This is a genomic window from Streptomyces flaveus (assembly GCF_014647675.1).
Lineage (GTDB): Bacteria > Actinomycetota > Actinomycetes > Streptomycetales > Streptomycetaceae > Streptomyces > Streptomyces flaveus.
The window spans coordinates 160,665-184,107 of the sequence record NZ_BMPQ01000007.1; the positions used below are offsets into that span (position 1 = coordinate 160,665).

The 23,443-nt window shown below is 70.7% G+C and carries 20 protein-coding genes; 8 read left to right on the forward strand and 12 right to left on the reverse strand.

The features are described 5' to 3' along the window. Positions 1–3: 3 nt before the first annotated feature. Both IEZ21_RS16800 and IEZ21_RS16805 read right to left on the reverse strand, forming a co-directional pair. Positions 4–891 (reverse strand): branched-chain amino acid ABC transporter permease, encoded by an 888-nt coding sequence (locus IEZ21_RS16800; protein ID WP_189322697.1) that lies wholly within the window; start codon positions 889–891, stop codon positions 4–6. 7 nt (positions 892–898) lie between these two features. Beyond that, positions 899–2,008 (reverse strand): amino acid ABC transporter substrate-binding protein, encoded by a 1,110-nt coding sequence (locus tag IEZ21_RS16805; RefSeq protein ID WP_213089309.1) that lies wholly within the window; start codon positions 2,006–2,008, stop codon positions 899–901. 900 nt (positions 2,009–2,908) lie between these two features. Between IEZ21_RS16805 and IEZ21_RS16810 the strand changes: the two genes are divergently transcribed. Beyond that, entirely contained in the window at positions 2,909–4,606 is a 1,698-nt protein-coding gene (locus tag IEZ21_RS16810; RefSeq protein WP_189322699.1) for a LuxR family transcriptional regulator, read from the forward strand. A 266-nt stretch (positions 4,607–4,872) separates the two neighbouring features. Further along, on the forward strand, positions 4,873–6,258 hold the full coding sequence (locus tag IEZ21_RS16815) for an FAD-binding oxidoreductase (protein ID WP_189322700.1): 1,386 nt from the start codon (positions 4,873–4,875) through the stop codon (positions 6,256–6,258). 59 nt (positions 6,259–6,317) lie between these two features. Here IEZ21_RS16815 and IEZ21_RS16820 read toward each other — a convergent pair whose 3' ends face one another. From IEZ21_RS16820 to IEZ21_RS16830, 3 genes are all read right to left on the reverse strand, one after another. Beyond that, positions 6,318–7,337 (reverse strand): glycoside hydrolase family 5 protein, encoded by a 1,020-nt coding sequence (locus tag IEZ21_RS16820; RefSeq protein ID WP_189322701.1) that lies wholly within the window; start codon positions 7,335–7,337, stop codon positions 6,318–6,320. A gap of 120 nt (positions 7,338–7,457) precedes the next feature. Next, positions 7,458–8,519 carry a Rieske 2Fe-2S domain-containing protein gene (locus IEZ21_RS16825; RefSeq protein WP_213089310.1) on the reverse strand — a complete coding sequence of 354 codons (1,062 nt, stop codon included), beginning with the start codon at positions 8,517–8,519 and terminating at the stop codon, positions 7,458–7,460. 88 nt (positions 8,520–8,607) lie between these two features. After that, a complete protein-coding gene (locus tag IEZ21_RS16830; protein ID WP_189322702.1) occupies positions 8,608–9,513 on the reverse strand; it encodes a glycoside hydrolase family 16 protein in 906 nt (301 codons plus the stop codon). Between the two features lie 173 nt (positions 9,514–9,686). On the opposite strand from IEZ21_RS16830, the gene IEZ21_RS16835 reads away from it, so the two are divergent. Both IEZ21_RS16835 and IEZ21_RS16840 read left to right on the forward strand, forming a co-directional pair. Continuing rightward, the gene (locus tag IEZ21_RS16835; RefSeq protein WP_189322703.1) at positions 9,687–10,439 is read left to right on the forward strand and encodes a LysR family transcriptional regulator substrate-binding protein; all 753 of its coding nucleotides are present in this window, start codon (positions 9,687–9,689) and stop codon (positions 10,437–10,439) included. 457 nt (positions 10,440–10,896) lie between these two features. Next, positions 10,897–11,763, forward strand: coding sequence for a fructosamine kinase family protein (locus IEZ21_RS16840; protein WP_189322704.1), 867 nt, complete (start codon positions 10,897–10,899; stop codon positions 11,761–11,763). On the opposite strand, the gene IEZ21_RS16845 is transcribed toward IEZ21_RS16840, so the two are convergent. The 4 genes from IEZ21_RS16845 to IEZ21_RS16860 are packed head-to-tail and all read right to left on the reverse strand — an operon-like array spanning position 11,730 to position 16,651. Continuing rightward, positions 11,730–12,968: an XdhC family protein gene (locus IEZ21_RS16845; protein WP_189322705.1), complete on the reverse strand. Its 1,239-nt coding sequence runs from the start codon at positions 12,966–12,968 to the stop codon at positions 11,730–11,732. The genes IEZ21_RS16840 and IEZ21_RS16845 overlap by 34 nt on opposite strands. After that, complete coding sequence (locus IEZ21_RS16850) at positions 12,961–15,096, reverse strand: xanthine dehydrogenase family protein molybdopterin-binding subunit (protein ID WP_189322706.1); 2,136 nt, start codon at positions 15,094–15,096, stop codon at positions 12,961–12,963. Before IEZ21_RS16850 ends, IEZ21_RS16845 begins: the two co-directional genes overlap by 8 nt. Then, positions 15,093–16,085 (reverse strand): FAD binding domain-containing protein, encoded by a 993-nt coding sequence (locus tag IEZ21_RS16855; RefSeq protein ID WP_189322707.1) that lies wholly within the window; start codon positions 16,083–16,085, stop codon positions 15,093–15,095. The genes IEZ21_RS16850 and IEZ21_RS16855 overlap by 4 nt, the downstream gene beginning before the upstream one ends. After that, complete coding sequence (locus IEZ21_RS16860; protein WP_189322708.1) at positions 16,082–16,651, reverse strand: 2Fe-2S iron-sulfur cluster-binding protein; 570 nt, start codon at positions 16,649–16,651, stop codon at positions 16,082–16,084. Before IEZ21_RS16860 ends, IEZ21_RS16855 begins: the two co-directional genes overlap by 4 nt. A gap of 223 nt (positions 16,652–16,874) precedes the next feature. Between IEZ21_RS16860 and IEZ21_RS16865 the strand changes: the two genes are divergently transcribed. Beyond that, positions 16,875–17,432 carry a TetR/AcrR family transcriptional regulator gene (locus IEZ21_RS16865; protein ID WP_189322902.1) on the forward strand — a complete coding sequence of 186 codons (558 nt, stop codon included), beginning with the start codon at positions 16,875–16,877 and terminating at the stop codon, positions 17,430–17,432. 24 nt (positions 17,433–17,456) lie between these two features. Here the strand turns inward: IEZ21_RS16865 and IEZ21_RS16870 are convergent, their stop codons facing one another. Further along, positions 17,457–17,882: a PPOX class F420-dependent oxidoreductase gene (locus tag IEZ21_RS16870; RefSeq protein ID WP_189322709.1), complete on the reverse strand. Its 426-nt coding sequence runs from the start codon at positions 17,880–17,882 to the stop codon at positions 17,457–17,459. A 199-nt stretch (positions 17,883–18,081) separates the two neighbouring features. On the opposite strand from IEZ21_RS16870, the gene IEZ21_RS16875 reads away from it, so the two are divergent. Both IEZ21_RS16875 and IEZ21_RS16880 read left to right on the forward strand, forming a co-directional pair. Continuing rightward, positions 18,082–19,110, forward strand: a complete 1,029-nt coding sequence (locus IEZ21_RS16875; protein ID WP_189322710.1) for an NAD-dependent epimerase/dehydratase family protein — start codon at positions 18,082–18,084, stop codon at positions 19,108–19,110. 113 nt (positions 19,111–19,223) lie between these two features. Continuing rightward, positions 19,224–20,414 (forward strand): zinc-dependent alcohol dehydrogenase, encoded by a 1,191-nt coding sequence (locus tag IEZ21_RS16880; RefSeq protein ID WP_189322711.1) that lies wholly within the window; start codon positions 19,224–19,226, stop codon positions 20,412–20,414. Between the two features lie 36 nt (positions 20,415–20,450). Here the strand turns inward: IEZ21_RS16880 and IEZ21_RS16885 are convergent, their stop codons facing one another. Next, positions 20,451–21,146 (reverse strand): HAD family hydrolase, encoded by a 696-nt coding sequence (locus IEZ21_RS16885; protein ID WP_189322712.1) that lies wholly within the window; start codon positions 21,144–21,146, stop codon positions 20,451–20,453. A gap of 74 nt (positions 21,147–21,220) precedes the next feature. After that, positions 21,221–21,697 carry an Lrp/AsnC family transcriptional regulator gene (locus IEZ21_RS16890; protein ID WP_033318679.1) on the reverse strand — a complete coding sequence of 159 codons (477 nt, stop codon included), beginning with the start codon at positions 21,695–21,697 and terminating at the stop codon, positions 21,221–21,223. Between the two features lie 209 nt (positions 21,698–21,906). Here IEZ21_RS16890 and IEZ21_RS16895 point away from each other — a divergent pair, with 209 nt between their 5' ends. Continuing rightward, positions 21,907–23,409 (forward strand): FUSC family protein, encoded by a 1,503-nt coding sequence (locus tag IEZ21_RS16895; protein WP_189322713.1) that lies wholly within the window; start codon positions 21,907–21,909, stop codon positions 23,407–23,409. Positions 23,410–23,443 lie beyond the last annotated feature (34 nt).

Genomic DNA, 23,443 nt, shown 5'->3' on the forward strand with positions numbered 1-23,443 from the left:
GTTTCAGAACCTCTGCGCAAGCCGCCCCCCGAAGAATCCCTGGGGCCGGAAGGCCAGGGTGGCGAAGAGCGCGACGTAGAAGACGGTCTGCGCCCAGGTGGTGGAGAGCTCCAGTTGGAGCAGACTCTGCAGCATGCCCAGCGTCATGGCGGCGATGGCGGCTCCCGGCACGCTGCCGAGTCCGCCGACGACGATGATCGCCATCAGTGGGCCGATCCAATGCCAGTGCAGTGACGGATAGATGGTGGTGTCGAGGGCGAGCGCCGTGCCGCCGACGGCCGCCGTGGCGAGGCCGAGGCCGAAGCCGTAGCCGGCGATCCGGTCGGTGTCGATGCCGAGCAGCTGGGCGGCTTCCCGGTGCTGGATGGTGGCGCGCAGCGCCTGGCCGAACCGGCTGTGCTTCATCAGCACATAGAGCCCCAGCAGGGCGAGCGCGGCCATACCGAAGGCGATCAGCTTGACCGCCGCGATCCTCGCCCCCAGGAATTCGAAGCCGGCCGAGCTGTAGCCGAGCCGGATCCGGCGCTGGGTGCCGCTGAAGGCGTACCCGAGGAGGCCTTCGATGGTCAGGGCGACCGAGAAGGTGAGCAGCACCGACATCATGGTGAGGGTCGCGGGGCGGAGCCGGGTGAGGAGCAGCCGTTGCATGGCGACGCCCGCCGCGAAGAACAGCGGCACGGTGACGACCAGGGTGAGCAGCGGATCGATCCCGGTCTCCCGGTGGGCGTACCAGGCGAGGTAGGCGGCGAGGATCAGAAAGGCGGAGTGGGCGATCATCACGACGCGCATGACGCCGAAGTAGAGGGTCAGGCCTGCGGCGAGGAGGGCGTAGAGCCCTCCCAGCAGCACACCGAGGACGACGCTCTGGAAGACGAGGCTCGCGGAGGGCACGCCGGCCTCACCAGGCCGGCTTGGGGTGGACCAGATCCGCTTCCTTCTGCGCTTCGGGGAGCACGATCTGGATCTCCCCGTCGATCCATTGCTGGATCATGTGTGCGCTCTGCGGGCGGCCCTTGTCGTCCCACTTCAGCGGTCCGACGACGGTTTCCACCTCGTTGCCGCGCAGCCAGTCGACCAACTTGCTCTGGCATTCGGGGTCCTGGGAGGCGCAGTCGGCGGCCTCTACGGCCGCCGCGACCACCTGGCCGGTGGTGTACGCGTTGGCCTCGTCCTCCTCCGGGGCCTTGCCGAACTGTTTCGTGTACTTCTCGACGAACTCCTTGTTGCTCGGATAGTCGGCCTTCTGCGTGTAGCCGGTGGGCGCGAGGATGCCCTCGGTCTTGTTGCCGATGGCCTTCGCGAACTCCGGTTCGGTGGGCGCCGTGGAGAAGGCTGCCATCTTCGGCTGGTAGTTGAGCTGTTGGAGGGCGACGATCAGATTGACGCCGTCCTGGTACTGCGAACCGCCCACCACCATGTCCGCCTTCGAGTCGGCGATCTTGGCCGCGATGCTGCCGAAATCGGTGGTGTTGGGCGGATAGACCTCGTCGACGACGGTCTTGATGCCGCCCTTCTCCAGCTTCTCCTTGAGTCCGTACGCGGTTCCCTGGGCGAAAGGGTCGTCCATGGCGGCGTACGCGACCGACTTGGGACGCTCGCCCGCCGGCAGGGCGAGAATGTAGTCGGCCAGGTGGTTGTAGTGGTCGTTGGCGACGGCCGGCGCGGCGTAGAAGAGGTTCTTGAAGCCCTGGTCGAAGACCTCCGGCGCGGCTCCCGCCGGTTCGACGAAGAGCATGCCGTACTCCTCGGCCACGCGGGCGGAGGGGACGACGAGCCGGGTGGAGAAGGGGCCGAAGACCAGGTCGACCTCGTCCCTGCCGATCAGCTGCTCGTAGTCGGACACGACGCGGTCGGCATTCGACTGGTCGTCGAGGATCTTCAACTCGACCTTGCGGCCGAGGAGTCCGCCCTTGTCATTGACGATCTTCGCCCAGGCCTTGTAGCCGCGTTCGACGCCCTTGCCGGGTTCGGAGAAGTCACCGGTGAGGGGCAAGGAGACACCGATCACGATGGAGTCATCGGAGGAATCTTCGGAACCGGAACCACCGGCACAGCCACTGGCAGCGAGCGCCAGCGTGAGCGTGCCTGCTGCGATTCTCCCTTGTAGACGGCGTGTTGGTCTCATCAATGGACACCCCTCATCGGCTGGACACCCGCATGGGTCGGCCGGATTCCGTGGTGCACGAAAGCGCTTTCGGGGGCGCTTTCCTACTATGTAAGCCGTGTCTCACCGGTCTGGACAACAGTCGTGCACATATCAGTTGTCCTACGTGTGGCGTTGGTGGGCGTGATGTCCGCGGGTGAGTCGAAGGGGTCGGCCACTCCCGGAAGAGAGATCACGCACGAGCCATGAGTACGGCTTCGGGATCTCGAGTGTTGGCCACAACTGGGCCAGTTTCGTGTGGAGTTGTTGCGTTCTTCGGCGCACTGGTTCACGTTGTTGCCTCTGCAGGCCGCCGAAGAGGGGGGACCTCGTGCGAAGACGGCGTTTCATCAGTGGAGTGCTCGGTGCCGGGGCTCGTCTCGGCGAGCGGTGGGGCTGCCGGGGCTTCCTCGGGTGACCTTGTCCGGGACACGGGTGTCTTGGGCCAGGACGTTCGGGAAGCCCATGAGTGGCAGGCCGTCGCAGCGCCGGAGTGCGCGGAGACCGACCACCTGGCCGGCCTGGCCGCCGCGGGGCCCACACTCGCCTGGGCGGTGGGGGAGGAAGGGCGCTCCGGCAGAACCCGCGGGACGCCGCTGGCCCTGGTGTGGGACGGCGAGGCGTGGGCGCGTATCGGCCTCGCCCATCTGGGATTCAGCGGCTCCCTGCACTCCGTCGCCGGCACATCGGCCGGCTCTGCCGGGGCCGCGCGCTTCTATCCTGGTGAGTGGTGTCCGGCCCGCTTTGGGCGAGGAGGGAGGCACCATGTCCGAGGAGACCACCGGCAGCGAACAGGCGGCCCCGCAGGCGTTCTGCCACGAGATCGAGCAGGCGAGGGACGCGGTCGCCCGTGAGGCTTGGGCCGAGGCGTATGCCGCCTTGCGTGACCTCGACCACGACCGGCTGACTCCTGACGACCTTGCCGCGCTCGCCGACGCCGCTTGGTGGACCAGCCGTGTTCCGGAATCGATCGAGGCACGGATGGCGGCCTACTCCGGTTATGCCGCGGCGGGAGCAGACCGTCGGGCCGGGTACTGCGCCTGGATGCTCTTCTACGAGCATCAACTGGCGGGCCGCACGGCAGCGGCAGCGGGCTGGCTGCACCGGGCGCGCCGCCATCTGAGCGGCGAGCCCGAGTGTGTCGAACAGTGCTATCTCGCCTGGGTCGAGGCAGAAGAGGCACAGCGGCGGGGCGCGTTCGGCGAGGCCATGAGCTGCGCGCGTCGGATGGCCGACATCGCGGAGCGCTGCGGCAGCGACGATCTGCTTGCCATGAGCATCGAGGCGCAGGTGAGTGTCCTGCTGGCCCAGGGACGGATCGCCAGTGGACTTGACCTGCTCGACGAGGTCATGTGCTCGGTGATGGCGGGCGAGCTCAGCCCGTTCTTCACCGGGTGGATCTACTGCCTGGGCCTTCAGCAGTGCATGGCCTGCGCCGACCTGGAACGCGCCGTCGAGTGGACCGACGCCGCGATGGCCTGGTGCGCGTCGATGCCCGAGGAGAACAACTTCCGGGGACTGTGCCGCGTCCATCGGGTGGAAGTGCTCGAACTGCGCGGTGACTGGCCCGCCGCGGAGAGCGAGGCGACCGTGACCTGCCGGGAGCTGCTGCCGTACGAGGCCCGGATGGCCGCCGAGGCGTTCTATCTGGCCGGCGGCATCCAGCGACGGCGCGGCGACCTGGCCGCGGCCGAGGCCTCGTACGAGCGCGCCCACGAACTGGGCCGGGATCCGCAGCCGGGCCTTGCCCTGCTGCGGCTCGCCCAGGGCAAGGCCACCACCGCGTCCGCCGCCCTGCGGCTCGCCCTCGCCGGGGAGGACAGCGGCGGACCCGGCCGCCTCGAGCGCTGTCGGTTGCTGGCGGCTCAGGTGGAGGTCTGTCTTGCCCTCCGTCAGCTGGATGAGGCCCGTACGGCGGCGGGCGAACTGGCGTCGACCGCGCGCGAGTGGCAGCAGCGGCGTGAGTCAGGGACGACCGTGCTGCACGCGACCGCCGCGCAGGCAAGCGGCGCGGTGGCACTGGCCGAGCGCGACCTCGACCGCGCGCAGCCCCTGCTGCGGCGGGCGCTGTCCCTGTGGCGGGAACTCGGTGTCCCGTACGAGGCGGCTCAGGTCCGTATGACACTCGCCGCCGCCGACCGAGCGGCGGGGGACGATGAAAGCGCTCGGCTGGAGCTGAAGGCCGCGCACGCGGCCTTCGAGCGGCTGGGCGCGGAACCCGATGCACGGCGGGCGGCAGCCCTGCTCAGCGCAGTGCGGGATCAGCTCCCGGGCCGGCTCACCGAGCGGGAGGCCGAGGTGCTGCGCCTTGTCGCCGCCGGCCGGACCAACCGGTCCATCGCCTCCGAGTTGATGATCAGCGAGCACACCGTCGCGCGACACCTCAACAACATCTTCGCCAAGCTCGATGTGCCGTCGCGGGCCGCGGCCACGGCGTACGCCTACACCCACGGCCTCGCCTAAGCGCTCCGCTGGAAGTGCGGTTCGAAAGCTGAGGGTCCGTCGTGGCTGGTCGCACCCCGCGGCGCAGGGCCGTATCGGTCTAGGGGCGCAGGGCCGCACCGGACTTCGGCAAGTCCGCTCGGCTCCGCATCCGACCGGCCGCATGGGCTGTTCTTGCCATGCCCGTCCCGGCGACATGGGCCGTTCGGGCGATGAGCGGAGACGGGCTCTGTGCCTACAACGGTGCCGTACTCCTTCCCCGACCACACGGAAAGCCGGTGGGGGCCATGACCACCTACACACCCGCCCTCGACGAGACGCTGACACAGCGACTGAGGGAGGCGGTCCGGGGCGAGATCATCGAGCCCGGGGACCCGGACTACGAAGAGGCCCGCACGGTCTACAACGCGATGCACGACAAGCGGCCGGCGATCATCGTGCGGGCGGCCGACGCGGGCGACATCAGGGCCACCGTGGACTTCGCCCGGGACCACGAACTGCTGCTGGCCGTGCGCGGTGGCAGCCACAGCGTCCCCGGCTACGGCACCTGCGACGAAGGTGTCGTACTCGACCTCGGCGCCATGCGCGGGATCCGGGTCGATCCCGAGAGGCGCACGGCTCGGGCCGAGGGCGGCTGCACCTGGGCCGACTTCAACCACGCCACGCACGCCTTCGGCCTGGCCACCACCGGCGGTGTCGTCTCCACCACGGGAATCGGCGGGCTGACCACCGGAGGCGGCATGGGCCATCTGGCCCGGCGGTGCGGGCTGGCCTGTGACAACCTGATCTCCGTCGACCTGGTCACGGCCGATGGATCATTCGTGACCTGCACCGACGAGCACAACGCCGACCTGATGTGGGCCGTACGCGGCGGAGGCGGCAACTTCGGGGTCGTCGCATCCTTCGAGTACCGGCTGCACCCGGTGGCCGACATTCTCGGCGGACCGACCTTCTATCCGCTCGACGGTGACGTGATACGGGCCTACCGCGAACTGATCGCCGATTCCGCCGAGGAGTTCAACGCCCTGCTGGTCGTCGGGCTCGGTCCTCCGCTGCCGTTCCTGCCGGAGCGTTGGCACGGTCGGCCGATGTGCGGGGTGCTCACGTGCTTCAGCGGCCCCGAGGACGAGGACGACCGGATCCTGGCCCGGCTCGCCGGCCTCGGCCCGGTCGTGGGACAGCACGTCGCGCGCATGCCGTACCCCGTGATCAACACGCTCTTCGACGAGCTGCTGCCCGCCGGCCTCTACCACTACTGGAAGGGCTCCTTCAGCAGAGGCCTGCCCGACGGTGCGATCGACGCCTACACCGAGTACGGCGCGACCACGCCCACCATCCAGAGTGCGACGGTTGTGTTCCCCATCGACGGTGCCTGCCATCGGGTGGGCCCCGAGGAAACCGCGTTCGCCTACCGCGACGCCGACTTCTCCACCGCCCTCAGCCCCACCCTGCCGACCCGCGCCCAGTGCGAGGCGAACATCGACTGGGCGCGCGCCTTCGCAGCAGCACTGGAGCCATACTCGGCGGGGGGCGGCTACGTGAACTTCATGGACGCCGACGACCAGGACCGGGTGCGAGCCAACTACCGGCAGAACTACGACCGCTTGGCGTCCGTCAAACGACGCTACGACCCCGGCAACCTGTTCCGCCTGAACCACAACATCGCTCCCTGAGAGGTCGTTCGATGTCGACCTCCCAGGGCGCGGTCGGGCCAGTGAGCAGGTGGACCTGTTCAGGATGATGCGGAGGAGTAGATGGCGGCCTCCTCGGAGGTAGCGGCAATGCCGTTCGCGCCGTTGAAGATCCGCTGACCCCAGCTGGTGAGCCGGCTCGGGTCGAAGTTCGTGGCCATGTCCAGGTACTCGACTCCGCCTCCGTTGCCGCTCCAGGACCAGCCGAGGTAGCCGAGCCCGAGCTGCTGGGCGGTGGCCAGAATGGCGTCCTCGTCGGGGTTGCCGTCCGAGTGGTCGTGGCCGAACTCGCCCACCACGATGGGGAGTTTCGCGGCGACGAAGCGGTTCAGGTAGTCGGTTATCTCGGCGGCGGTGTCGAAGACGCCGTACATGTGGATGGAGAAGATCGTGTTGGCGTCCGGATCCGCGGCGAAGACCGAGGCGGCGTTGTCGCGCATGGTGAACGCCCAGTCCTGGCCCCAGTTGGGCGCGTCGACCATGATCGTGTGGTCGAATCCGGCGCCCCGGAGCTTCTGGATGGCCGCCTTGGTGTCGGCCGTCCAGTCCGCGTAATTGGTGTTCCCGTACGGCTCGTTGCCGATGTTGACGATGACGTAGTCCTCTTGGCCGCTCAGGGCGCTCTGCACGCTGAGCCAGTAGTCCGCGGCCCGCGAGAGCGTGACGGCTCCACTCTGTTCGCCGTAACCGGTCGTGTCGTGGACCTCCAGGACGCAGATGAGCCGGTTCTGCTTGCACTGGCTGACGACGTTCGCCACATCGGCGGTGTCGTTACGGGTCCACCGGTCACCGCTGGAGAGGACGACACGTACGGTGTTGGCGCCCTTCGCCTTGATGTGCGCGAGGGAGCTGATCCGGTCCGGATACCAGGTGTGGGCGTGGTTGACGCCCCGCATCACGAAGTCGTTCCCGGACGCCTCAAGCAGCCGGCCGTTCTCGATGCGGAAGCCGGTGGGCGCGGCATGAGCCGGGGCGCTGAGGCCGAGCAGGGGGAGGAGCAGGGCGGCGACAAGGCCGAGAACCGGAACGAGCCGTAAGGGTAAGTGGCGGGTGCTGCGCATGGTGTTCCCTTCTCCGAGTGAGGTGGGAGCGCTCCCAACCCATCAAGCCATTGTTGTCAGTGACACGTCAAGAGGTTGGACGGCGGGCGGCGAAGGAGCCGCAGTCGAGGAAAGGGCTGCCTAGTCGCTCCCTGTCCCGACCCGGGTTTCCACCTCGGAACGCGAGGTGAGGTCGCGCAGCTGCTCGGCCGGGACCTCGGACGGATAGAACTGGGCGTACCAGCGTCGCAGCGCCCTGATGCCCTTCTCGTGAGGCAGCAGAACCGGGCGCGGCTGGTGGATCTTGTGGTCCCAGATCCGGACCTCCTCGCGCACCTCGCCCAGGGCTTCCGCCCGGAAGACGAGCTTGAGGAGGGGGACCAGGAACGGGAGCCGCGCCGGCTTGCGGAGGTAGTACAGCATTCGCATCTCGCTCGTACGGTCGTCGACAGGGGTGGTCAGGGCGACCGCGGTGACCGAGAGGACGGGGCCATGGGAGCGGACCACCATGACGCCGGGTCCGTACATGAACGCATCGAAGCTGTTGTTGATGTCCCGGCCGAGAACGCGCCGCCCGATCCGGCCGCGGACCTCGGCGAAGGGTCCGTCCGGCCGCAGGTCCTGCACGGGTGGTTCGCTCTGGCCGTGGATGAAGTGGAAGTGGGACTCGTCCACGATGTTCTCGCGCATCTCCTGGACGTGGATACGCGCCCGGCAGGTGTCGTCGATCGGCTCGGCGAAGTCCCTGGCCGCCGCCTCCGGGATCTCCGGCACCTCCCACGTCGGCTCGCCCGGTCCGGCGTAGACGAAGACGAGCCCGCTGTGCTCACGGACCGGAAAGCCGCCGATGGACACCTTCGGGGTCCGGAGCGCGAACGGTGCTTCCACGCACTTGCCGTCCGTACCGAATCGCCATCCGTGGAACGGGCACTCCACGGTGCCGTCCACGACCTTCCCGCCCACGCCCAGATGCGCCCCGTAGTGCGGGCAGTGCGCGTCCCGTACGGCCGGCTGTCCGTCCGCTCCGCGGAAGGCGATGAGGGCACGTCCGAAGTAGTGCAGGTTGACGACCCTGCCCGGGCGCAGCTCGGCGCTGCGGAGAACGGCGTACCACCCGTAGGGCACGGGCGGCATCGGGTACTCGTCGGCTCGCGGATCACGCGGCAGGGCGGAAAGGCTGTCATGGCTACGACGAAAGAGCATGCGCCGAGGCTAGCTTGCCCGCCTGTCCGACTGATGGGCCATCAGGCAAGGGCGATCTCCATCAGCCCCTTCCTGATTCCGTACGGGATCACTTCCAGCCGTAGGCGTACGCAGCGACCCACGTGACCTCGAGTTGGGCGCTGCTGCCCGGAGCCGCACCCGGACCCTGCAGGGCGCTCTCGTTCTGGAGCACCCAGGACAGGGGGCGGTTCGGTACGCCTCGGGTGTCGTGTCCCGTCTGGCGGCCGTCCACGAAGAACCGTACATGTCCCGGCGTCCACTCGGTCGAGACGGTGTGCCACTCGGTCCAGTCGTCGGCGCCCGGGAAGTAGCCCTGCTCGCCCCCGCCGCACGGATGGTGGAAGGCGGTGAGGTCGCCGGTCCACTCGCCTTCAGGGTGGTCCATCTCGCAGCCTCCGCCGTAGTGCAGCCACGCTGACTTGTAGCCCGGAGCGAGCTTCGTCACCTTGATACGGGCGCTGTACTTGCCGTACTTCATCTGCATGACGGCACGCGGTACCACTGCCGCGGCATGCACGGGACCTCCGTCGGCGGGCCGCCACATCCGGATGCGCATCCTGCCGTCGCCGTTCTGAGCGGGACCTACGCTCACGGTGTCCTCCGGGTGGTAGACACCCACGACGTCCCGGTTACGGTCCCGCGCGGTGTCGGGCCAACCGGTCGGATACGCCCACCAGTTGTCCCGGTACGCACCGCTCAGGCCCCCGCAGTACGCGGCCGAGGTGTCGACATGGTGATCGCAGTCGCTGAACGCGCCCAGCGGCACCCGGTCCCCGTTGAAGTCCTCCGCGAGGACCTGCCAGAACGGACCGCAGTCGCCGCGCGGCAGTTCGGTGCCAGTGGTGCGGCAGGCGTCGGCCGGCGCAGGCGCCCCGTCGGCACGGGGGACGCCGAGGAGCACGGCCAGGAGCAAGAGCCCGACGGGCACCAACAGGGCGCGCCTACGGCGGCTCGGCGCTGCGTGTGAACCCATCGGAAGCTCCTCCGGCTCCTCGGCCCGCGTGCGGTGGGGTGTTGCTGCGCGAAGGAGCATCCTCGCGGTAGGGCGGGGGCAACGCCATCCTCGGAACGGGACGCGTACCGGACCGCCGGGCTCCGCTGTCGACCGCGTACGGGGTCTCCGGCCACGCCCGGTAACCTGGCGGGGTGACAGGCTCGGAAACATCCCCTACGTTCCGCCTCGCGTACGTTCCGGGGGTGACGCCCGCCAAATGGGTGCGGATCTGGAGCGAGCGACTGCCCGACGTCCCGCTGACCCTCGTCGACGTGTCGGCCGCCGAGGCATCCGACGTGTTACGCGGCGGTGGAGCCGACGCGGGGGTCGTACGGCTTCCGGTCGACCGTACGGTCTTCAGCGCGATCCCCCTCTACACCGAGTCGACGGTGGTCGTGGTCCCGAAGGACCACCTGGTGACGGCGGCGGACGAGGTGAGCGTCGCGGATCTCGCCGACGACATCGTGTTCCACCCGCTCGACGACGTCCTCGAGTGGGAGCAGCTACCGGGACGGCCCGCCCTCGAGCGCCCCGCCACGACGGCGGACGCCATCGAACTCGTGGCGGCGGGTGTGGGCCTCCTCGTCGTCCCCCAGTCGCTGGCCCGTCTGCACCATCGCAAGGACCTCACGTACAGGCCGCTGGTCGACGCCCCTCAGTCGAGCGTCGCGCTGGCGTGGCCCGAGGACGCGACCACCGACCTGGTCGAGGACTTCATCGGCATCGTCCGCGGCCGAACGGTCAACAGCACACGCGGCCGCACCCCGCCTCCGGCACAGCCGAAGTCCAAGCGCCGCGAAGCGGCGGACGCCCGCCGGAAGCCCACATCGACCGGCAGAAGCCCCCGAAGCGGCGCCGGCGGCGCGAAGGGTGGCAAGCGGGGGAAGCCTCGCCGCCGGTCGTAGGTCTGTGGTAGTTCCCCAGTCCCGCCCCTTCCCGGCTGCGTCAATTTGCGGCTCCGCCGCGTGGGGGGCTGCGCCCCAGGCCCCCGCCAGGGGGTGGGGTGACAGGTCGTGTCGCGGCTGTGGGTGCGTTGTGGCTGGTCGCGCAGTTCCCCGCGCCCCTGAAAAGCAAAAGCCTGCGACTCCCCGCGCTCCGGGAAAGCCCGCACCCCCGACTACCCGCAGCTTCCCTCCGGCGGGAGGGGTCGTGGGCCGGTGCGTCGTATGCCCGTCGCTTAGGTTCTGTCTCGGAGAACCCGCACCCTGTACCAGGCCAGGGCCGTATGCCCGCCCTGCGACGGGCTGACGCACCGGCCCACAACCCCGCACCCACCACCCACCCCAGGGGCGCGGGGAACTGCGCGACCAGCCACAACGAACCCGCACCCGACAACGAACCCAACCGCCGGAGGCAACCCGCATGACCGCCCGTCCGCCCGCTGAAGACGGCGAGGGCCCCGCTGCCGCGGCGACCCGCCTCACCGGGCGCCCGGCGACCGGCGAGCGCCAGCTGTCCGGCACGCTCGCCGAAGTCACCCTCGACAGCGGGCAGTTGGTAGTGGTCAAGCGCGGCGACGCCCCGGGCGCGGTGCGGGCCGAGGCCGCGGGGCTGCACTGGTTGGCGGACACCGGCACGGTTCGTATCCCGGCGGTGCACGGCCACGACGAGCGCTGGCTGGTGACCGACCGCGTCCCGTCCGGGCGCCCGAGCGCTGAGGCCGCGGTCCGGTTCGGCCGCGACCTGGCGGCCCTGCACGCCGCGGGCGCGCCCGAGTTCGGTGCCCCACCACCCGGCGGCCCCGAGGACGCGTACATCGGCCTCGCCCCGATGCGCAACGCCCCCGGCACCGACTGGCCACGCTGGTACGCCGAGCACCGGGTGCTGCCATACCTGCGGCGGGCGGTCGACGACGGCACGATGCGCCCGGCCGAGGCGACCGTCGTCGAGCGTGTCTGTGAGCGACTGCCCGAACTGGCCGGCCCTGCCGAGCCGCCCGCCCGGCTGCACGGCGACCTGTGGAACGGCAACGTGCTGTGGGGCGCCGACGGACACGTCTGGCTGATCGACCCGGCCGCGCACGGCGGCCACAGGGAAACCGACCTGGCCATGCTCCACCTGTTCGGCTGCCCCCACCTGGACCGGGTGCTGGACGGCTACCAGGACGCGGCGCCGCTCGCCGACGGCTGGACGGACCGCGTAGGCCTGCACCAGCTCTTCCCCCTGCTCGTACACGCCGTACTGTTCGGCCGCGGCTACGCCGAGCAGGCGCTCGCGGTGGCACGGTGACCCGGACCCGCTGACGGGACTTCCTGCTTTTCGGGCGCGATCGACGTGGACCGCGCGTCACGGTGAATCGGCGTCGCCGAGCCGGTCAGTGGGCCACCCGAGCCGCCGTGTCGTACCGCGACGATCTCGGCGGCGATGGACAGGGCCGTCTCCTCGGGCGTACGGGCGCCGAGATCCAGCCCGATCGGGGACCTGAGCCGCGCCAACTCCCGCTCGGTGACGCCGACTTCACGCAGCCGCCGGTTGCGGTCCTCGTGGGTGCGGCGCGAGCCCATCGCACCGACGTACGCGACCGGTAGCCGCAGGGCCGCCTCCAGCAGCGGTACGTCGAACTTGGCGTCGTGAGTCAGCACGCACAGGACCGTGCGGGCGTCCGTCTCGGTGCGTCGGAGGTAGCGGTGCGGCCAGTCGACCACGATGTCGTCGGCCTCGGGGAAACGGGCCCGCGTGGCGAAGACGGGGCGGGCGTCGCACACGGTCACGTGGTAACCGAGGAACTTGCCCGCCCTGACAAGCGCCGCGGCGAAGTCGATCGCACCGAAGACGATCATGCGGGGCGGCGGCACGCGCGACTCGACGAACACCGTCAGGACGACCCCGCAGCGCGACTTGTCCTCGGAGATGTCGAACGTGCCCGTGCGGCCGGCGTTCAGCAGGGCGCGGGCCTCGTGCACCACCGTGCGGTCCAGCTCGGGATGCCCGCCGAGTTCGCCTTCGTACGATCCTTCCCCGGGCTCCGTCCGGGGGGACCCCCGTCTCGCTGCGCTCGGGCGGACGAGCAGCGCCCTGCCCAGCAGTTCGACCGGTCCCCGGACCACGCGGGCGAGGGCCGCCGCCTCGCCCCCTGCGGCGGCCGAGAGCGCCGACGCGAACACCTCCCTGCCCGGCGTGTCCACACCCACCGGAGTGACCAGGACCTCGATGACCCCGCCACAGGTCAGTCCCACCGCGAAGGCATCCTCATCGCTGTAGCCGAACCGCTCGCGCACCACCTCGCCGTCCTGGAGCGCCTGGACACACAGGTCGTACACCGCCCCTTCCACACAGCCGCCGGAGACCGAGCCGATGGCCGTGCCCTCGCTGTCGACGGCGAGGGCGGCGCCCGGACTGCGCGGTGCGCTGCCGCCCACGGCCACGACGGTGGCGACGGCGAAGGCGCGGCCCTCCTCGACCCACCGGTTCAACTCGTCGGCGAGGTCAAGCACTTGAGCCTCCCGCGCTGTTCGCCGACAGGACCCGGTCGGGCCGGATGGGGAGGTGCCGGTGGCGTACGCCGGTCGCGTGCCAGACCGCGTTGGCGATCGCCGCCGCGGCGCCCACGATGCCGATCTCGCCGATGCCCTTGATCCCGACCGGGTCGTCCGGGTCCGGGTCGTCCACCCAGTCCGCCTCTACGAGCGGGACGTCGGCGTGTGCGGCGACGTGATAGCCCGCGAGGTCGGCGCCGTAGTGGCCGCCCGAGGCCCGGTCCCGGACCGCCTCCTCGTGCAGGGCCATGGAGATGCCCCAGATCATCCCGCCGACCAACTGGCCGCGCGCCGTCAGCGGGTTGACGATCCGGCCCGCCGCGAAGATGCCGAGCATGCGCCGTACGCGCACCTCTCCGGTGGCGGGGTCCACGGCGACCTCGGCGAACTGCGCCCCGAAGGAGTGCCGTTCCTTCTGGGCCAGGGCGCCGATGGCCGCGGTGGTGTCCGACCGCACCGTGATGCCCTCCGGTGGGATGCCGGTGTTCAGGGCGAGCCGCTCCCGCAGTTCGCCTGCCGCGGCCGTGACCGCCCATGCCCAGGAGCGGGTGCCCATCGAACCGCCGGCGATCCACGCCGGTCCGAAGTCGCTGTCGCCGATGCGGACCTGGACACGGTCCGGTGCCACCTCCAGCGCGTCGGCGGCGACCAGGGTGAGCGCGGTCCGGGCCCCGGTGCCGATGTCCGCCGCGTTGATCCGCACGGTGAACGTGCCGTCCGCCTCCGCCGTCATGGCCGCCGTGGACGGTCCGGCTCCGGCACCGAAGGAGGCCGCCGCCGTACCGGTGCCGAGCAGCCAGCGCCCGTCCCGGCGCAGGCCCGGACGCGGGTCCCGGTCCGCCCAGCCGAACCTGCGGGCGCCCTCCCGGAAGCAGGCGAGCAGGTTGCGGCTGCTGAACGGCAGCCCGGACACGGGGCCCGTCTCGGGCTCGTTGCGTACGCGCAGCTCGATCGGGTCGATACCGCACTTCTCGGCGAGCTCGTCCAGCGCCGCCTCCACCGCGAACGACCCCGGCGCCTCGCCCGGCGCGCGCATCCACGTCGGGGTCGGCACGTCGAGCCGTACGACCCGGTTGGCCGTGTGGTGGGCGTCGGCGTCGTACATCACCCGTGCCACCCCTGCGCTCGGCTCGACGAACTCGTGCACGGTCGAGGTGAGGCTCAGGGAGCTGTGGTCCAGCGCGCGCAGCCGTCCGTCGGCACGGGCGCCGAGCCTGATCCGCTGCGTCGTGGGGCTGCGGTAGCCGGCGAGCGAGAACATCTGACGGCGGGTCATGACGACCCGGACCGGACGCCGCAGGCCGGTCGCGGCCATCACGGCGGCCACCTGGTGCGCGCGGAGGCCCTTGCTGCCGAAGCCGCCGCCGACGTGCTCGGATCGCACCCGTACCGAGGCCGGGTCGAGGGAGAACATGTTCGCGATCTCGCTCGCGACCCAGGCGGTGCCCTGGTTCGAGTCGACCACTTCCAGTCGGCCGCCGTCCCAGAGAGCCGTCGCCGCATGGGGCTCCATCGGATTGTGGTGCTCTTCCGGCGTGGTGTATTCCGCGTCGACGACGAGGGCGGACGCGGCGAGTTCCGCCTCCAGGTCCCCCTTCTCCGTCACCGCCGGCATGAAGCCGTCCACCTGGTATGCGTCCGGGTGTCCGGCCGAGAACGTGACGTCGTGCGGCTCTTCCTCGTAGTGCACCACGAGCGCTTCGGCGGCCTCCCTGGCCTGCTCGGACGTCTCGGCGACGACCAGTGCCACCGGCCAGCCCATGTGCGGCACCCGCTCGTGCTGGAAGACGGCGGCGGTCGGGTCCGGGGTGCCCAGCATGCCGACGTAGTCGCTGTCGACCCGCGGGGCGTTCCCGTGGTGCAGGACGGTGAGGACACCCGGCATCCTGAGGACGGCAGAGGTCTCCACCGAGCGGATGCGGCCGCGGGCGACGGTCGACAACACCATCCATCCGTGGGCCAGTTCGTCGAAGGGGATCTCGCCGGCGTAGCGGGCGGCTCCGGTGACCTTGTCGCGGCCCTCCACGCGGGTGTGCGCGGTCCCGACGGCACCCGTCACCGCAGTGGCCTGAGTCGTCGTGGTCATCGGGAGGCCTCCTCGGCGAGTTCGGTCAGCACGGCCACGACCAGGTTGCGCATCAGCGTCACCTTGTAGGCGTTGTGGGGCAGCGGCCTGGCGGCCGCCAGTTCGGCGTTCGCGGCGGCGGCGAAGGCATCGGCCGTCGCCGGGCCCCCGGCCAGGGCCCGCTCGGCCTCCCGGGCTCGCCACGGCCGGGACGCGACCGCCCCGAAGGCCAGGCGCACGTCGCGTACGAGCCCGTCCTCGACGTCGAGCGCGGCGGCGATCGAGCCGATCGCGAAGGCGTACGAGGCACGCTCGCGCACCTTGCGGTAGCGGGAGTTGGCGGCCGTGGGCGCGGGCGGCAGCGTGACGCCGGTGATCAGCGCTCCCGGCGGCAGCGCGGTCTCCAGATGCGGGGTGTCACCCACCGGCAGGTAGAAGGCGGCCAACGGCAACTCGCCCGGCCCGTCGGCGGTTTCGTACGAGACGACGGCGTCGAAGGCGGTCAGCGCCACGCCCATGTCCGAGGGATGCGTGGCCACGCAGTGCTCGGAGGCGCCGAGGATCGCGTGGTTGTGGTGCTCGCCCTCGATGGCGGGGCATCCGCTGCCGGGGACGCGCTTGTTGCACGGCTTGGTCACGTCGGTGAAGTAGCCGCAGCGGGTGCGCTGGAGCAGATTGCCGCCGACGGTGGCCATGTTGCGCAGTTGCCCGGAGGCGCCGGCCAGCACGGCCTGCGTCAATGCCGGGTAGCGGCGCCGGACTTCGGGGTGCGCGGCGAGGTCGCTGTTGGTGACGGTGGCGCCGATGCGCAGACCGCCGTCTCTCGTCGACTCGATCCGGTCGAGGGGCAGTTCGCGTACGTCGACGAGCCGCGCGGGCCGTTCCACGCCGGTCTTCATCAGGTCGACGAGGTTGGTGCCGCCGCCCAGGAAGCGCGCGTCCGGATCGGCGTCGAGCAGCGCGACCGCGCCGGAGACATCGAGGACACGCTGATAGCCGAACTCCCTCATGCGGCAGCCTCCTCGGCCTCGGCCTCGGTCGTCTGCGCCTCTGCCGCCTGTGCGACCGCCTGCACGATGGACACGTACGCGCCGCAGCGGCACAGATTGCCGCTCATCCGCTCCCGGATCTCGTCCGCGCTGAGCGGTGGGGGCCCCGCTTCGGGTCGTACGTCGTCGGTGACGGCGCTCGGCCAGCCCGCCGCGTGTTCCTCGATCACCCCGAGGGCCGAACAGATCTGGCCCGGAGTGCAGTAGCCGCACTGGTAGCCGTCGAGATCGAGGAACGCCTGCTGTACGGGGTGCAGTTGCTCGCCCTCGGCGACGCCTTCGATGGTGGTGATCTCGCGCCCCTCGGCGGCCACCGCAAGCTGGAGACAGGAGACGGCACGGCGTCCGTCGATCAGTAACGTGCAGGCACCGCACTGACCTTGGTCGCAGCCTTTCTTGGTACCGGTCAGATCGAGATGCTCGCGGAGCGCGTCGAGCAGGGTGGTGCGGTGGTCGACGGGCAGCGAGTACTTCTCGCCGTTGATGTTGAGGGTGATGACACTGTACGTCGAGGGAGCTGGAGCCATGATCAGCCTTCCTTCGCGTGGGTGGTGCGCGTCGAAGCCGGACGGGACAATGCGGTCGGCAATCGATTCCGGCCGTCCGCGCAGGAGTGTTCGCCGCTAAGGTGGACCTAAGCGGACAGCTGTCCGGTAACCATGAACCTAACGGACAGTTGTCCGCTTAGCAAGGCGGGCTCTGACGTGATTCCTGGAAGGAGGACGAGTGCAGGACAGAAATGACGCGCCCATGCGCTCGGACGCGCAACGGAATCGCGAGCGCATCCTGGAGGTGGCGCTGGCGGAGCTGACCCGCTCGGCCGACGTCCCGCTGAGTACGATCGCGAAGAAAGCGGGTGTCGGGCAGGGGACGTTCTACCGCAACTTCCCCAGCCGCGAAGCCCTCGTCCTGGAGCTCTACCACCACGAAATGCAGCAGGTCGCCGACGCCGCGGCCCAGTTGCTGCAGACCCGCGCACCGGACCAGGCGCTGCGCGAGTGGATGGACCGCCTGGCCCAGTACGCCATGGCCAAGGTGGGGCTGGCCGACGCGATCCGCAAAGTGACCTGTGCGCCCGGCGGCCCGGCGAAACCGGGGCACGGCCCGGTGAGCGACGCGATCGCGCTCCTGCTGAAGGCGAACGAGGACGCCGGCACCATCCGCCCCGGGATGACCCCCGACGACTTCATGCTCGCCATCGCCGGGCTCTGGCAGATAGATCCCCACGGGGACGACTGGCAGGGACGCGCCGGGCGACTCATGGACCTTGTCATGGACGGCCTGCGCGCCGGCGCTCCGGGGCGCTGAGCGGGCGCCTTCGAGGGGTGATCCTCAGCCTGCCGCCTGGCTGCTGTCCCGGAGGTCACCCCAGCCGTGCCAGCGGTCGATCTCGATCCAGGCGCTGACCCGGGCGCGGTCCCGTTGCGGGTACGGGCGCCCGCCGTAGTGCTGGCACAACCGGTCGATGTCGGCCAGGCCCTCGTCGTCGCGCAGATCCACCACCCGGCCGATGAGCGTGATGTGCGTGTACCAGTTGCCCTCGTCGAGCACCGTCAGCGTGACGCGGGGATCGTTGCGCATGTGGTCGAGCCGCTTGCGGCCCTCGTCCATGTTGACCAGCACCCGCCCGTCGTCTTCCCAGAGGTACCAGGTGGCCGTGGACACCGGCTGCCCGTCGGACCGCACCGTGGCGATGACAGCCGGGTTGGGCTTCTTCAGCACGACGACGGCAGCTTCGGGGAGCGGCGGTTTCGACATAAGTCCTCCTGCTGGTCGTGATCTTCGCGTTCCTCATGGGGTGCAGCCGCGTGGCGCTGATCCACGGGCTGCGCCTCCACGCTGCCACATTCCGGCCCGTACGCAGCCGCTTTCGATCTCACCCGGCTCCCCGCTCACGTTTGCCTCCCGCGCAGGGGGAACGCGTCACGGTGACGGAGCCACCCGAGAGGAGCCGATCATGAGCAGTGCAGCCGGACTGCGGGTCGTCGTCACCGGTGCCACCGGGAACGTGGGCACCAGCGTGATGCGTCTTCTGAGCGAGGATCCGCAGGTGGACTCCGTACTCGGCATCGCGCGCAGGCTGCCCGACGGGCCGCCGGTGCCGTCGGCCGAGTGGGCCGCGGTGGATCTGACGGCCGAGTCCGAGTTGACCAAGCACTTCGAGGGAGCCGACGCCGTCGTCCACCTGGCCTGGAAGCTCCAGCCCGCCCGGGACCCGGCGGTCACCTGGCGCACCAATGTGCTCGGCAGTGCGAAGGTGTTTCACGCGGCGGCCACGGCCAAGGTGCCGGCGCTGGTGTACGCCTCCTCGGTCGGCGCTTACTCGCCGGGCCCGAGGGAGCGTGCCGTGGACGAGTCCTGGCCGACGCACGGCTGGCCGGAAGCGGCGTACTGCCGTGAAAAGGCCTATGTGGAACGGGTGTTGGACACCTTCGAGTACGAGCGGCCGGAGACCCGCGTCGTCCGTATGCGGCCCGCCTTCCTCTTCAAGGAGGAGTCGGGAAGCCAGCAGCGCCGCCTGTTCGCCGGGCGCTTCAAGCCGGGCCCGCTGGCCCGGCCCGAACTCCTGCCCATACTCCCCGACGTCCGCGGACTGCGCGTACAGGCGCTGCACACCGAGGACGCGGCCGAGGCGTACCGGCTCGCGGTGACGAGCGACGTCCGTGGCGCGTTCAACCTGGCGGCCGAACCGCCGCTGGACGCCGAGGTGTTGGGCGAGCTGTTCCACTCCCGGCTGGTGCGGATGCCCCGCAAGGCGGCGCGGTCCGCCCTTGCCGCGGCCTGGGGCCTGCACCTGGTGCCCGCTTCGCCGCAGCTGTTCGACGCGGTGCTGCGGCTGCCCCTCATGGACTGCACCCGGGCCCGCCACGAACTGGGCTGGCGGCCGCAGTACACCGCGATCCAGGCGGTCGAGGAAGTCCTGCAGGGCATGCGCGAGGGCGCCGGCGAGGAGACCGCTCCGCTGGCCGGCCAGAAGGTCGGCTGACCCGGCCCGCCGGCGGGTGAGCGTCGCGAAGGCGGGTACTCGGCGAGCGCCCGGGGCGACGGCGAGCAGCCGATGACCGAGCAGCCGACGAGCAGCGGCGAAGGGAGCGCACGATGAGGGCCGTGACCTGGCAGGGCAAGCGCGAGGTACGGGTGGAGACCGTACCCGTCCCGGAGATCGAGGAACCGACGGACGCGGTCGTACGCATCACCTCCAGTGGGCTCTGCGGTTCCGACCTGCATCTGTACGAGGTGCTCACCCCGTTCATGACACCGGGGGACATCCTCGGTCACGAGCCCATCGGCGTGGTCGAGGAGGTGGGCTCAGCGGTGAAGGGGCTGAAGCCCGGCGACCGGGTCGTCGTGCCCTTCCAGATCGCCTGCGGGCATTGCTGGATGTGCGGCGCCGGGCTGCCGACGCAGTGCGAGACCACTCAGGTGCACGACTCGGGCATGGGCGCGGCCCTGTTCGGCTACACCAGGTTGTACGGCGGCGTGCCGGGCGCCCAGGCCGAGTATCTGCGGGTCCCGCAGGCCCAGTTCGGGCCGATCAAGGTACCGGACGGGCCGCCCGACGACCGCTACGTCTATCTCTCGGACGTCCTGCCGACGGCCTGGCAGGCCGTGCAGTACGCCGACATCCCGCCCGGCGGCTCCGTCGCCGTCCTCGGCCTCGGACCGATCGGCGACATGTGCTGCAGGATCGCCCGGCTCCAGCGGGCCGAGGTCGTCATGGGTGTCGACCTGGTGTCGGAGCGGCTGCGCCGGGCGCGCGAGCGGGGCGTGGAGACGTACGACCTGCGGCGGTACGAGGGACGGCAGGAACTCGTCGAGGAGATCCGCGACCGGACCGACGGCCGTGGCCCCGACGCCGTGATCGACGCCGTGGGAACGGAGGCCCACGGCAGTCCCGTCGGACGGACCGCCCAGCAGATGTCGTCGATGCTGCCCCGCGCCTGGGCCGCCCGGCTCGCCGAACGGGCCGGCACCGACCGGCTGGCCGCGCTCCTCACCGCCATCGAACTGGTGCGACGCGGCGGCACGATCTCGCTGAGCGGTGTCTACGGCGGCATGGCCTCGCCGCTGCCGCTGATGACGATGTTCGACAAGCAGATCCAGCTGCGGATGGGCCAGGCGAACGTACGGCGCTGGGTCGACGACATCCTGCCGCTGCTCACCGACGAGGACCCCCTCGGAGTCGACGGTTTCGCCACCCACCGGCTCCCGCTGGAGGAGGCCCCGCACGCGTACGAGATCTTCCAGCGCAAGCAGGAGGAAGCGGTGAAGATCCTCTTCCAGCCGTGAACCCAGCCGTGAACCAGCAGGCCGGGCGTCGGCGGATCAGGAGGATGCAGCCGAGCGTACGAGCCAGTCGTACGCGGCCCGCGCCGTGAACTCGCTCTGGCCGCCGCGCACCAGCAACCCCGCCGTGGCGAACGCCGGATCGTCGGCCTGCGCGGCCAGGTACGGGATCGCGATGCAGCGCATCCCGGCCGCGTACGCCGCCGCCGCGCCCGGAGCGGCGTCCTCGAGGACCACACAGTCCGCCGGGGCCGCTCCCAGCCGCCGTGCCGCCTCCAGAAAGACGTCCGGAGCGGGCTTGCCCCGGGCGACCTCCTCGGCCGAGACGACGGTGCGCAGCGAGGCGTCCAGTCCCGTGCCCGCCAGGATCGCCTCGATGGCCTCCCGCGAGGAACCCGAGGCCACGGCCATACGTACGCCTTCGACGGCCAGCAGCTCCACGAACTTCCGCATCTCCGGATAGACGTGCGTGGCGGTGCGGGCCAGTGCCAGATAGTGCCGGTTCTTCTGCTCGAGCAGCACGTCCCGCGGGGCCTCGAGGGCGTACCGCTCCTTCCAGTGAGCGACCGTCTCCGCGGTGCTGATGCCGACGTATTGCTCGAAGTCCGTCCAGGTGAAGTCCGTGACGCCGTGCCCGGCGAGTGTCTGCCGTCCTGCCTCGTAGTAGTTGGGCTCGCTGTCCACGAGCGTGCCGTCGAGATCGAAGATGACCGCGGTACCGCCGAGAGAGCTCATGGTCTCCAGGATGCCAAGGACCGGTTATCGGCCGTTGAACAGCTCTCGGCCGCCAGTCGGTCTTTCTGCGCCGGTCAGTTCCTGGCCGCGCGTCCGACCGCCGCCACGAGCGGCAGCAGCCGGTGCGGCACGCGCTCGCGCAGCGCCACCTCCGTACGCGTGCGGACGACGCCCGGCAGGCTGATCAGCGCCTGGATCAGATCCTCCAGGTGGGCGTTGTCGCGTGCGACGACCCGCGTCAGCAGGTCACCGCCGCCGGTGATCGAGAACGCCTCGATGATCTCCGGTACGGCGGCCAGGGCGTCGCCCACGTCGTCGAGATGGCCCTGGGTGACCTCGATGTGCACGAAGGCGAGTACGGGGTGGCCGAGCGCGGCGGGGGAGAGCGAGGGGCCCGTGCCGGTGATCACGCCGTCCCGTTCCATCCGGTCGAGCCGGGCCTGGAGCGTGCCGCGGGCGATGCCGAGGATGCGGGCGTACTCGCGGACGCTGGTGCGGGGCTGCTCCAGGAGCAGCCGCAGGATCCGGGTGTCGAGTTCGTCGACGGCCATGGTCCGTTGGCCTCCCTACGGTCTTGGCTGATCGTCCTCGACTGTACCAATGGCCCATCCGATCACGAGCCTGTTGAGCCACTGCCCCTCCCTTGCTTACCTTGTCGGTATACATGGCGCCGCGAAGCGCCGGACGGCAAAGAAGCCGGATCCGGACCCGCGGCGCCATTCCCATGTGAAGAGGGGGCGGGCTGCCGACGGTGAAGAAGATGTTCATGGCTCCGGATCCGGGCCTGGTACGGCTGCGGGTCTCGCTGCGGGCGGTGCTCGGCACCGGCCTCGCGGTGACCGCCTCCGAACTCGCCGGGCTCTCGCTGCCCGCCTCGATCACGGGCGGGCTCGCCGCGCTTCTCGCGCTGTTCACGGTCGGCGACCCGACCGTGCGCGGCCAGGCGGTCACCACCGCCCTGCTGCCCCTCGTCGGCTTCCCCGTGCTGGCCCTCGCGACCGTGCTGCACTCGGTGCCGGCCGTGCGGGACGCGAGCTGGCTCGCCGTGGTGTTCTGCGGTGTGTACGCCCGCCGCTGGGGGCCGCGTGGTCAAGCGCTCGGCATCTTCGCGTTCATGACCTTCTTCATCACCCAGTTCCTGCACGCCGTACCCGGTCAACTGCCGCAGCTGTACGCCGCGATGGCGCTGGCGCTGGCCGCCTCCTCGGCCGTGCGCTTCGGCGCGTGGTGCATCGAGCGACGTACTCCGCCACCTGCGATCCCCGCCCCGCTCGGCGGTCGCGGGCTCGCCCGGCCGACCACCCGGCAGGCCTTCCAGGCCACGGCCGCCTGTGCCTTCGCGATGGCGGCGGGCCAGTTCCTGTCGGACGAGCGCTGGTACTGGGCCGTCGGCACCGCCTGGTGGATCTTCGTCAACACGGCCTCGCGCGGCGAGACGCTGGTACGCGGCTTCCGGCGCATCGTCGGCACGGTCACCGGAATCGCGGCGGGACTGCTGATCGCCGTACCGCTGCACGGCGCGCCGACGCCCACGGCAGTGATCGTCGCCGTGTGCGTGTGGGGCATCTTCTACACCGCGGCGCTCTCGTACAGCTGGATGATGTTCTTCGTCACCGTCATGGCGGGCCTGCTGTACGGGCTCCTCGGCGTGCTGCATCCGGGGCTGCTGGGGCTGCGCCTCGCCGAGACCGCGGCCGGTGCGCTCGGAGCCGCGCTCGCCGTCGCGCTGATCCTGCCGGTCACCACGCACACGGTGACCGATCGCTGGGTGGCCCGGGCTGTGCACGCCGTACACGACTGCGCCTCGGCGGCGGCCCGGCGCCTCGCCGGTGACCTGGGCGCCGATCCCGCGCCGCGGGCCGCGGAGCTGGAGGCGCTGCTCGGCCGGGTCCGGTTCGCGCTCGCCCCGCTGGTCCACCCGCTCAACCCGATGCGGGCCCGCAAGTCCAGGGCCCGTCAGGTGCTCGCGCTCCTCGACGACTGCGCCCGCGAGGTACGCGGCCTCACGGTCGTCGCCGCCGACCCCGACGCCTCGCACGACGCCCGCCTCATCGCCGCCTGCGGACGCGTCGAGGCGGCGATCGAAGGGCTGGTCGGTGCGGTGCCGGAGCGTGCGGTGGCGTCGGACGCAGAGGCACTGGGCGAGGCGGTGCCGGGCCACGACGCGGGAGCCGAGCAGGCCCTCGCCCACCTGCACGGCCTGGAGCGGGCGCTCGCCGCGCTGGCCACGCCGCTGCGGGGCTCCTCGACGATGGGGGCGTGAACACGAACCAGGCTGTGTGTCGCACAGGCGGTCG

What these genes read in the sequence shown, in the direction of transcription:
- IEZ21_RS16895 (WP_189322713.1), top strand. Translation starts at nt 21,907, where the DNA reads ATGTTCATGGCTCCGGATCCGGGCCTGGTACGGCTGCGGGTCTCGCTG.
- IEZ21_RS16885 (WP_189322712.1), bottom strand. Translation starts at nt 21,146, where the DNA reads ATGAGCTCTCTCGGCGGTACCGCGGTCATCTTCGATCTCGACGGCACG.
- IEZ21_RS16860 (WP_189322708.1), bottom strand. Translation starts at nt 16,651, where the DNA reads ATGGCTCCAGCTCCCTCGACGTACAGTGTCATCACCCTCAACATCAAC.
- IEZ21_RS16840 (WP_189322704.1), top strand. Translation starts at nt 10,897, where the DNA reads ATGACCGCCCGTCCGCCCGCTGAAGACGGCGAGGGCCCCGCTGCCGCG.
- IEZ21_RS16870 (WP_189322709.1), bottom strand. Translation starts at nt 17,882, where the DNA reads ATGTCGAAACCGCCGCTCCCCGAAGCTGCCGTCGTCGTGCTGAAGAAG.
- IEZ21_RS16810 (WP_189322699.1), top strand. Translation starts at nt 2,909, where the DNA reads ATGTCCGAGGAGACCACCGGCAGCGAACAGGCGGCCCCGCAGGCGTTC.
- IEZ21_RS16825 (WP_213089310.1), bottom strand. Translation starts at nt 8,519, where the DNA reads ATGCTCTTTCGTCGTAGCCATGACAGCCTTTCCGCCCTGCCGCGTGAT.
- IEZ21_RS16875 (WP_189322710.1), top strand. Translation starts at nt 18,082, where the DNA reads ATGAGCAGTGCAGCCGGACTGCGGGTCGTCGTCACCGGTGCCACCGGG.
- IEZ21_RS16830 (WP_189322702.1), bottom strand. Translation starts at nt 9,513, where the DNA reads ATGGGTTCACACGCAGCGCCGAGCCGCCGTAGGCGCGCCCTGTTGGTG.
- IEZ21_RS16850 (WP_189322706.1), bottom strand. Translation starts at nt 15,096, where the DNA reads ATGACCACGACGACTCAGGCCACTGCGGTGACGGGTGCCGTCGGGACC.
- IEZ21_RS16815 (WP_189322700.1), top strand. Translation starts at nt 4,873, where the DNA reads ATGACCACCTACACACCCGCCCTCGACGAGACGCTGACACAGCGACTG.
- IEZ21_RS16855 (WP_189322707.1), bottom strand. Translation starts at nt 16,085, where the DNA reads ATGAGGGAGTTCGGCTATCAGCGTGTCCTCGATGTCTCCGGCGCGGTC.
- IEZ21_RS16890 (WP_033318679.1), bottom strand. Translation starts at nt 21,697, where the DNA reads ATGGCCGTCGACGAACTCGACACCCGGATCCTGCGGCTGCTCCTGGAG.
- IEZ21_RS16820 (WP_189322701.1), bottom strand. Translation starts at nt 7,337, where the DNA reads ATGCGCAGCACCCGCCACTTACCCTTACGGCTCGTTCCGGTTCTCGGC.
- IEZ21_RS16865 (WP_189322902.1), top strand. Translation starts at nt 16,875, where the DNA reads ATGCGCTCGGACGCGCAACGGAATCGCGAGCGCATCCTGGAGGTGGCG.
- IEZ21_RS16880 (WP_189322711.1), top strand. Translation starts at nt 19,224, where the DNA reads ATGAGGGCCGTGACCTGGCAGGGCAAGCGCGAGGTACGGGTGGAGACC.